Origin of the sequence: Romboutsia sp., assembly GCF_051659545.1 — a bacterium.
Classification (GTDB): Bacteria; Bacillota; Clostridia; order Peptostreptococcales; family Peptostreptococcaceae; genus JBOFOR01.
Window position 1 is genome coordinate 1 of the sequence record NZ_JBOFOR010000191.1, and the last position, 9,854, is coordinate 9,854.

At 31.2% G+C, this 9,854-nt stretch carries 7 protein-coding genes and 1 pseudogene; all 8 read left to right on the forward strand.

Annotation, left to right across the window (positions count from 1 at the left end; translation table 11 throughout):
- Positions 1 to 1,195 (forward strand): annotated as a pseudogene (locus ACRC03_RS10445) (single-stranded-DNA-specific exonuclease RecJ); the annotation flags it as partial.
- Positions 1,196 to 1,208: 13 nt separating this feature from the next.
- Positions 1,209 to 1,721, forward strand: coding sequence for an adenine phosphoribosyltransferase (locus ACRC03_RS10450; RefSeq protein ID WP_438652506.1), 513 nt, complete (start codon positions 1,209 to 1,211; stop codon positions 1,719 to 1,721).
- A 141-nt stretch (positions 1,722 to 1,862) separates the two neighbouring features.
- Entirely contained in the window at positions 1,863 to 4,076 is a 2,214-nt protein-coding gene (locus tag ACRC03_RS10455; protein ID WP_438652507.1) for a RelA/SpoT family protein, read from the forward strand.
- Between the two features lie 12 nt (positions 4,077 to 4,088).
- Positions 4,089 to 4,538 carry a D-aminoacyl-tRNA deacylase gene (gene dtd, locus ACRC03_RS10460; RefSeq protein ID WP_438652508.1) on the forward strand — a complete coding sequence of 150 codons (450 nt, stop codon included), beginning with the start codon at positions 4,089 to 4,091 and terminating at the stop codon, positions 4,536 to 4,538.
- 10 nt (positions 4,539 to 4,548) lie between these two features.
- The gene (locus ACRC03_RS10465; protein WP_438652509.1) at positions 4,549 to 5,166 is read left to right on the forward strand and encodes an MBL fold metallo-hydrolase; all 618 of its coding nucleotides are present in this window, start codon (positions 4,549 to 4,551) and stop codon (positions 5,164 to 5,166) included.
- Between the two features lie 99 nt (positions 5,167 to 5,265).
- On the forward strand, positions 5,266 to 6,738 hold the full coding sequence (gene hemZ, locus ACRC03_RS10470) for a coproporphyrinogen dehydrogenase HemZ (RefSeq protein WP_438652510.1): 1,473 nt from the start codon (positions 5,266 to 5,268) through the stop codon (positions 6,736 to 6,738).
- Positions 6,728 to 7,990 carry a histidine--tRNA ligase gene (gene hisS / locus ACRC03_RS10475; RefSeq protein WP_438652511.1) on the forward strand — a complete coding sequence of 421 codons (1,263 nt, stop codon included), beginning with the start codon at positions 6,728 to 6,730 and terminating at the stop codon, positions 7,988 to 7,990. The genes hemZ and hisS overlap by 11 nt, the downstream gene beginning before the upstream one ends.
- A gap of 77 nt (positions 7,991 to 8,067) precedes the next feature.
- Positions 8,068 to 9,854: aspartate--tRNA ligase (gene aspS / locus ACRC03_RS10480; RefSeq protein WP_438652512.1), on the forward strand; the 1,787-nt coding region annotated here is incomplete at its 3' end.

The following is a 9,854-nucleotide window of genomic DNA, read 5'->3' on the forward strand; positions in this document are numbered from 1 at the left end:
TGAAGAAGTAAACAAAATTGCAAATTATAATTTAAACGAAGAGGATTTAATAGAAAACATCAACGTAGAATTTGAGCTTAACGAAGATGTAGTAAATTTAAATTTAGTAGAAGAACTTCACAAACTAGAACCTTTTGGATTAAAAAATCCTAATCCTAGATTCATAGTAAGAAATGCTATATTAAAAGAAAAAAGAAATATAGGTAATAATAATCAACATTTAAAATTTAAGATAGAAAAAGACAAAGTTTATGACTGTATAGGTTTTAATATGGCTTATTTAGGTGAAGGATACAGTGTAGGAGATAAAGTAGATGTACTTTTCCAATTAGATGAGAATAATTTCAGAGGAAATAGAACTGTACAATTTTTACTTAAGGATATGAGGTTAGCTCATCCTAAAAGTTCGCATTTAGATGTTACAGCTATAGAGCTATCTTCAAAAATACCTCCAGAGGAAAATAACTTATATACTATTCATTCTGCAAATAAAGAGGGAATATGTAATAAATTTGAAAAAAATGAAATAAATAAAGCTATTGAAGGAGATATGAGTATAAATGTATTTAATTATATAAAAGAAAATACATTAATTATTACAAATACTATCAACGGTTTTTATAGAGCAATATCTGATATATCCCTTACAGATATAGAATTTGACATAAATTACAATTTAAATGATAATAATCAGCATAAAGTGCAACTTATATTTTCTCCAAATATTGATAAAGTGGACTTAAAAAGATATAATAATATTATTCTATATGATTATTTATATAACCTAGGAGAATATTCGTATTTATGTGAAAATATGAATAAGGAAAGTTTAATCATCAAATATTATAGCCAAACAGATTTATTATACTTGAATAATATTATAAACAACCTTCTTCCAACTAGAGAAGAATTTATATTTATTTATAAAATGGCCATGTCACAATCAGAACTAATGGTAAAAATAGTAGATATAAAGAAAACATTTAATATAATTCCGCTTAAAGTATTTACTATATTAAAAGTTTTTAAAGAATTAGACTTACTAGACTTTACACTTGAAGAAGATATAAATCCTAAAGAAAAGCACATTATTATAAGTTTATTACCAAAGCCAGACAAAAAACTAAACTTAGATGAGAGTAAGATTCTTAACAACCTAAGATACTTACACAAACAATATCAAGAAAGCTATTAGGAGGATTCCAAATATGGATTTAAAAAAAGTAATAAGAGAAGTAGAGAACTTCCCAAAAGAAGGTATAAATTTTAAAGATATAACAACATTAATGCAAGATGGAGAAGCGTTTAAATTTACAATAGACCAATTTATAAATGAATTAAAAGATAAAAATGTAGATGTAGTAGTTGGACCTGAAGCAAGAGGGTTTTTAATGGGTACACCAGTATCTTACGGATTAGGAATAGGATTTGTTCCAGTTAGAAAGCCTGGGAAATTACCATATGAAACAGAAAGACATGAGTATGGATTAGAGTATGGAACTGATACTTTAGAAATACACAAAGATGCAATAAAGCCAGGACAAAGAGTTGCAATAGTTGATGACTTATTAGCAACAGGAGGGACTATGGAGGCAGCAGCTAAGCTTATAGAAAGGTTAGGCGGAGAAGTAGTTTCAATGCAGTTCTTAATAGAGCTAGAGTTTTTAAATGGAAGAGAAAAATTATCTAAATATGATATAAACTCTCTTATAAAATACTAGTACTTAAACAATAGGCAAAGCTGCTAGCGACATGAAGTGTTTAGCGACAGGTCGCTCGAGCAAAGCGAATTTTTTATAATAGTTGGTATATTGCCAACTATTTTCATATATACAAATTTCATACTTAAAATAGGTGGTATTATGCATGATAAGGAAATACAAGAACTAATACGAAAGATAAAAAAATATGCCCCAAACACTGACATTAGTTTAGTAGAAAAGGCGTATTATTTTGGGAAAAGCGCACACGAAGGACAGTTTAGAAAGTCTGGAGAACCGTATTTTATTCATCCAATAGCAGTAGCTGATATTCTAAGTGATATGGAGTTAGATATTGAAACTATAGTAGCTGGTTTATTACATGATGTAGTTGAAGATACTGACTATACTTATGAAGATATAGCAAGAGAATTTGGGACAGAAGTAGCAGACTTGGTAGATGGAGTAACGAAATTAGGTCAAATAAAATATCAATCAAAAGAGGAAACTCAAGCTGAAAATCTAAGAAAAATGTTTCTGGCAATGGCCAAAGACATAAGAGTGATACTTATAAAATTAGCAGATAGATTACATAATATGAGGACTTTAAAATTCATGCCTCCAGAAAAAGCTAAGTCTAAAGCTAAGGAAACACTTGAAATTTATGGAGGAATTGCACATAGATTAGGTATTTCCATGATAAAATGGGAATTAGAAGACTTAGCATTAAGATACATAGATCCAGAGGGATACTATGAGTTAGTTGACAGAGTAGCTAAAAAAAGAAGTCAAAGAGAAGCTTATATTGAAAACATAGTAAACTTACTAAATCAGAATTTCAAAAGTGTAGGAATACCATGCGATGTATATGGAAGACCTAAACACTTCTACAGTATATATAGTAAGATGCAAAACAAGCACAAAAACTTTGAAGAAATCTACGATTTAACAGCAATAAGAATAATAGTAGATACAGTAAAAGATTGTTACGCAGTTCTTGGTTTAGTACACACATTGTGGAAGCCCATACCAGGAAGGTTTAAGGACTATATAGCAATGCCTAAACCTAATATGTATCAAAGTCTTCATACTACAGTCATAGGACCTGATGGAGAGCCAGTAGAAATACAAATTAGAACTAAAGATATGCACAATATAGCAGAGTACGGTATAGCAGCCCATTGGAAGTACAAAGAAGGAAATACTGAAAACAAAAGAACTAGCGTAGAAGAAAAACTTCAATGGCTAAGACATATGATGGAATGGGAAAAAGATTTAAAAGACCCAGAAGAGTTTCTAGCAGCACTAAAAGAAGATGTATTCAATAGTCAAGTATATGTATTTACTCCAAAGGGAGATGTAGTAGAAATGCCAGCAGGAGCTACACCGATAGATTTTGCCTATAGAGTACATACAAATGTAGGAAATAAATGTGTTGGTGCAAAAATTGATGGAAGAATAGTACCTATTGACTACAAACTTCAAAATGGTAATATAGTAGAAATATTAACATCATCTCACTCTAATGGACCAAGTAGGGACTGGATTAGCATTGTTAAAACACCAAATGCAAAAAGTAGAATTAGACAATGGTTCAAAAAAGAGAGAAAAGAAGAAAATATAGAACGTGGTAATGCTATATTAGAAAGAGAATTTAAAAAATATAATCTTCCAACCAAAGACCCAGCAATAGAAAAGTATATGCTATTAATGGCAAAAAGATTCAACCAACAAAGTGTAGAAGACTTAGTTGCTACAATAGGATATGGTGGAATTATGGCAGCTCAAGTAGTTCCTAAGATAAGGGATTTATATGAAAAAGAAGTAAAAAAAGTTCAAAAAGACCAACAAATAAATGAAATTGAAGATTTAAATAAACATAAATTAAGCGATGAAGAGTACAAGAAGAAAAGAAAGACAACTTCATCTCAAGGAATAGTAGTAAAAGGATTAGATAATATACTAATTAGGTTTGCTAAATGCTGTAACCCACTTCCTGGGGACGAAATTATAGGATACGTAACAAAAGGAAGAGGAGTAGCAATTCATAGATCAGATTGCCCGAATGCATCTTCAGAAGATGAATTCTTTAAGAACAGATTATTAGAGGTATCATGGAGTAGTTCTAATAATGCTAAGTTTGAAGCAGAAATACAAATTAGAACTGTAGACAGAAAAGGAATTATAAACGAGATAACTCACATAGTTGCAGTAGATAAGATAGGCTTAAATGGAATAAATGCTAGAAAAGGAAAAGACCATGTAGTAAGTGTAAATTTATTAGTAGAAGTAAATGATATAAATGAACTTACTATATTAATAAAAAAACTAAAATCAATTCCAGGTGTTGAAGATATATACAGAGTTATAAACTAGGAGGAGTATTTTATGAGAGCAGTAGTGCAGAGAGTATCCTCTTCGAAGGTTACAGTAGAAGAAAGAGTTACAGGAGAAATAGGACAAGGATTATTGGTTTTACTTGGAGTAACTCATGAAGATACATCAAAAGATGTGGATTATATGATAGATAAAATATTAAACCTAAGAATTTTTGAAGATGAAAATGAAAAAATGAACTTATCTTTAAAAGATGTAGGTGGAGAATTACTAGTAGTTTCTCAATTTACTTTATATGGGGATTGTAGAAAAGGAAGAAGACCGAGTTTTAGTGATGCAGCAAGACCAGAGGTTGCAGTCCCTTTATATGAAGAATTTGTAGAAAGAGCTAAAAAAGAAGGCGTAGTAGTTGGAACAGGAGAATTTGGTGCACATATGATGGTGGATATAGCTAATAATGGACCAGTTACTATGTTACTAGATTCAAGCAAAAATTTCTAAGGGGGCCAATATGATAATAAAGAAAATAGTTGAGCCATATTTTGGCGAGAATGTATATGTATTAGCTGATGAAAAAACTAAAAAATGTGCAGTAATAGATCCAGGTGGAGCTAGATTAGATATACTTGGTTTCATAAAAGAAAATGGTTTAACATTAGAATATATATTACTTACACATGGACATGGAGACCATATAGGAGCAGTTAAAAAGCTTAAAGAAGAAACTAATGCAAAGATAGTAGCTCATAGTGAAGAAAAAGAGCTATTATTAGACAAAAAGAAAAATTTAAGCAATATGATGCACTGTGGAGCACAAGAATTTGATGCAGACATCTATGTGAATGACAAAGAAAAATTAACATTAGGAGAGTTAAAATTAACTTTCTTACATACACCAGGTCATACTAAGGGAAGTATGTGTATAAGAGTAGGTAATGAAATGTTTACAGGAGATACTTTATTTGCAGGTAGTATAGGAAGAACAGACTTATACAGCGGAGACCACAAGCAAATAGAAAAATCACTTACTAAATTATCTAGATACGAAGATAATATAAACATACACTCAGGTCATGGACCAGATTCTACTTTAGGAACTGAAAAAAGAACTAATCCATACATGAAATAAGGAAGAGCAACCTGTCAATAAATTTAGATTGCTCCCAAAACTATGGATAGTATAAGTAAATACTAAAATAGTATAAATAAGATTAAAAAGGAGCACAAAATGATAGGCGTACTTTTAAAAGGACATGATTACAAGTATGAAGTAGCTGAATTAATAAAGTTATTTACTACTGATTTTGAATTTATAGAGAAAAAAAACTTAGGTAGAATTTTAGAAAACGTAGTCTACGTATACAATGATACTTTAATAGCTAAAAGTAAATACTACGAAAACTACGAATTAATATACGAATTTGCAGATCATATAGATACAAAGGGATTAAACGAGCAAGAACTAAAGAAAAAAACAAAAGAAACTATAAAAAGAACTATCTTCAAGGTACTTCAAAATAGACTTAATACCTATGTACCTTGGGGTATACTTACAGGTATAAGACCTGTTAAGATAGTTCATACTTTATTAGATAAGGGAATGGATGACAATCAAATTAGAGAAATTTTAAAAGAACAATACTATATAAGAGATGAAAAAATAGATCTAGCACTTGATATAGCAAAAAGAGAGCGAATTTTTATGTATCCAATAGAAGGTAATAAGATTTCTCTATATGTAAGTATTCCATTCTGTCCAACAAGATGTTATTATTGTTCTTTCCCTGCAAATCCTATTAAGCAATTTGGTCATTTAAAGAAAGAATACGTGGACAAGCTTATAGAAGAGATAAAGGGACTTGCAAAAATAATAAAGGACACTAATAAAGAAATAGAAACACTATACATAGGTGGAGGAACTCCAACAACTTTAGAACCAGAAGAAATGGATGACTTAATAAACGCGTTATACAAAGAATTAGATTTAACTAAAATCAAAGAATTCACAGTAGAAGCAGGACGTCCAGATTCTATTACTAGAGAAAAGTTAGAGGTACTTAAAAAGCATCAAGTAGATAGAATTAGTATAAACCCTCAAACTATGAATGACATAACTTTAGAAAAAATAGGTAGAGACCATAAAGTAAGTGACATAGTAGAATGTTTTAATATGGCTAGAGAGTTAGGCTTTGATAATATCAATATGGATATTATACTAGGGTTAGTTGACGAAGATTTAGACATGGTTAGAAATACTCTAGAAGAAATCAAAAAGCTTTCTCCAGAAAGTTTAACAGTACATACATTAGCTATAAAAAGAGCATCAAACCTAAAAGAAAACTTAGACAAGTACGAGCTTACAAGATATGAAGAAATGATAAAAATGATAGAGTTATCTATGGAGTATGCTAAAGATATGGGGCTTAATCCATATTATATGTATCGCCAAAAGCATATGCTAGGTAACCTAGAAAACATAGGTTATGCAAAAGAAGGTTACGAATGTATTTACAACATACAAATCATGGAAGAAAAACAAAGCAACTACGCAGTAGGAGCAGGTTCAATATCAAAGTTTGTATATCTTGAAGAAGACCGAATCGAAAGAGTCGATAACGTGAAGAACGTTGAGCAATACATAGAAAGAGTAGATGAAATGATAGAAAGAAAGAGAAAGGAGATTTACCAAAATGTTAACTAAAGCTCCAAGAGGAACTAAGGACATAACTCCAAAAGAAGCATACAAATGGAATTATGTTGAAAACAAATTCAGAGAAATCTGTGGATTATTCGGATATGAAGAAATGAGAACTCCAGTATTTGAACATACTGAACTTTTCAAAAGAAGTGTAGGAGATACTACAGACATAGTACAAAAGGAAATGTACTCATTTACAGACAATGGTGATAGAAATATAAGTCTAAAGCCAGAGGGAACTGCTGGTGTAGTTAGAGCATTTATAGAAAATAAATTATATGCAGACACTCAACCAACGAAATTATTTTATATAACACCATGTTTCAGATACGAAAGACCTCAAGCGGGTAGACAAAGACAATTTCACCAATTTGGAATTGAAGCATTAGGAAGTGATAACCCATCAATAGATGCAGAGGTTATAGCACTTGCAGTTCAGTTTTTCAATGAAGTAGGTCTTAAAGACTTAGCAGTTAGTATAAACTCTGTTGGATGTCCAACTTGTAGAGCTGAGTACAATGCTAAATTAAAAGAGTATCTAGATGCAAAAGTTGATGTATTATGTGAAACTTGTTTAGATAGAAAAGACAAGAATCCAATGAGAGTCATAGATTGTAAGAATCCAACTTGTCAAGAAAACATAACTGATATACCTTTTATGATAGACCATATATGTGATGATTGTAAGACTCACTTTGAAAAACTACAAACATACTTAAAAGAAATGGACGTAAACTTTGTAGTAGACAAAAAAATAGTTAGAGGACTTGATTACTACAAGAAAACTGCTTTTGAAATAATATCTAATGATATAGGTTCTCAAAGTACAGTTTGTGGTGGTGGAAGATATGACGGACTTGTTGAGCAATTAGGTGGACCTAAAGGAGTTAGTGGTATAGGTTTTGGTCTAGGAGTTGAAAGACTATTATTAACTCTTGAAAATAACAACATAGAAATAGAAAATCCTATGTCTACAGATATATTTATAGTAACAATAGGAGACGAAGCAAAAACAAAAAGCTTTAAACTACTTAAGGATTTAAGATATAATCATATAAGTGCAGATAATGACCACTTAGACAGAAGTGTTAAGGCACAGTTTAAGTATTCAGATAAGATAAATTCTAAATTTACAATAGTTATAGGTGATGATGAATTAGCTAACGATAGTGCTACACTTAAAAACATGGCTACATCAGAGCAAACTACAGTTAAGCTAAGTGGATTAGTAGAGGAATTAAAAAACAGATTGTAGATAAAATATTAATAATTATAGATATTATTGTAATATTAAAATTTTGTATACAAAAATGACTTGGAGGGAGAGCGCATATGGAGACTCTAAACGGACTAAAAAGAACTCACTATTGTGGGGACTTAAGAGAAAGTAACATAAATGAAGAAGTAGTACTTATGGGATGGGTACAAAAGAAAAGAAACTTAGGTGGGCTAGTATTCGTTGACTTAAGAGATAGAAGTGGATTATGCCAAATAGTATTCGATACTGATGTAGATGCTGAGGCTTTTGCTAAAGCAGAAAAATTAGGATCAGAATTCGTTATAGCAGTTAAAGGGAAAGTTCACGAAAGAAGTTCTAAAAACCCTAACATGCCAACTGGTGATATAGAAATATTCGCTACAGAATTAAGATTATTAAACAAATCAGAAACACCACCAATCTACATCAAAGATGATGACAATGTTTCTGAAGAATTAAGATTAAAATACAGATACTTAGATTTAAGAAAGCCATCTATGCAAAAGACTTTAATGTTAAGAAGTAGAGTTGCTAACATAGTTAGAAACTACTTATCTTCAAATAACTTCTTTGAAATAGAGACACCTTTCTTAATAAAACCAACTCCAGAAGGAGCTAGAGATTACTTAGTACCAAGTAGAGTTAACGAAGGTAAATTCTATGCGTTACCACAATCACCACAATTATTCAAACAATTATTAATGGTAAGTGGTATGGATAGATACTTCCAAATAGTTAAATGTTTCAGAGATGAAGATTTAAGAGCAGATAGACAACCAGAGTTTACTCAAATAGACTGTGAAATGTCTTTCGTTGAGCAACAAGACGTTATGGATATAATGGAAAAAATGGTACAAGTAATATTCAAGGAAGCTATAAATGTTGATGTACAATTACCATTACCAGTGATGACTTATGCTGAAGCTATGAATAGATACGGAAGTGATAAGCCAGATACTAGATTTGGATTTGAATTAACTGACATATCTGACATCGTTTCAAACTGTGGTTTTGGAGTATTTGCTAATGCTACTAAGCCAGGTATGAGTGTTAGAGGTATAAATGTTAAAGCTGGAAATGATGCAATAAGCAAAAAACAATTAAGTAAAATAGAAGATCATGCTAAGACTTACAAGGCTAAAGGTCTTGCCTTTATGAGAATAGGTGAAAATAGAGAAGTAACTTCTCCAATAGCTAAATTCTTCTCTGAAGAAGAAATGACTTCAATACTTGATAGAATGAATGCAGAAGTTGGCGACTTATTATTATTCGTTGCGGATAAGAATACAGTTGTATACGATGCCCTAGGACAAGTTAGACTTGAAGTTGCAAGAAGACTTGATTTACTAGATAATCGTAATTACAAGATGTTATGGGTAACTGAATTCCCAGTATTTGAAGAAGATGAAGAGACTGGAAGAATGGTAGCTAAACATCACCCATTCACATCACCATTAGATGAAGATATGGACAAGCTTGATGGAGATGACAAAGCATCACTAAGAGCTAAGGCTTACGATATAGTTATAAATGGATATGAAGTAGGTGGAGGTAGTGTTAGAATATTTAACGCTGACGTTCAACAAAAAATGTTCAAGGCTCTAGGATTCTCTGAAGAAGAAGCTCAGGAGAAGTTTGGATTCTTATTAGATGCATTTAAGTATGGAACACCACCACATGCAGGTATAGCGTTTGGTCTTGATAGACTTGTAATGATGCTTGCAGGAACTACTAACATTAAGGATGTTATAGCATTCCCTAAAAACCAAAGTGCTGTTTGTCCTATGACAAATGCACCAGCAGTTGCTGAGGATGCTCAATTAAATGAATTAAGTATAAAGGTTGATATATCTAATGAAGA

Coding starts and splice junctions, on each gene's coding strand:
- ACRC03_RS10450 (WP_438652506.1), top strand. CDS start 1,209: ATGGATTTAAAAAAAGTAATAAGAGAAGTAGAGAACTTCCCAAAAGAA.
- ACRC03_RS10455 (WP_438652507.1), top strand. CDS start 1,863: ATGCATGATAAGGAAATACAAGAACTAATACGAAAGATAAAAAAATAT.
- dtd (WP_438652508.1), top strand. CDS start 4,089: ATGAGAGCAGTAGTGCAGAGAGTATCCTCTTCGAAGGTTACAGTAGAA.
- ACRC03_RS10465 (WP_438652509.1), top strand. CDS start 4,549: ATGATAATAAAGAAAATAGTTGAGCCATATTTTGGCGAGAATGTATAT.
- hemZ (WP_438652510.1), top strand. CDS start 5,266: ATGATAGGCGTACTTTTAAAAGGACATGATTACAAGTATGAAGTAGCT.
- hisS (WP_438652511.1), top strand. CDS start 6,728: ATGTTAACTAAAGCTCCAAGAGGAACTAAGGACATAACTCCAAAAGAA.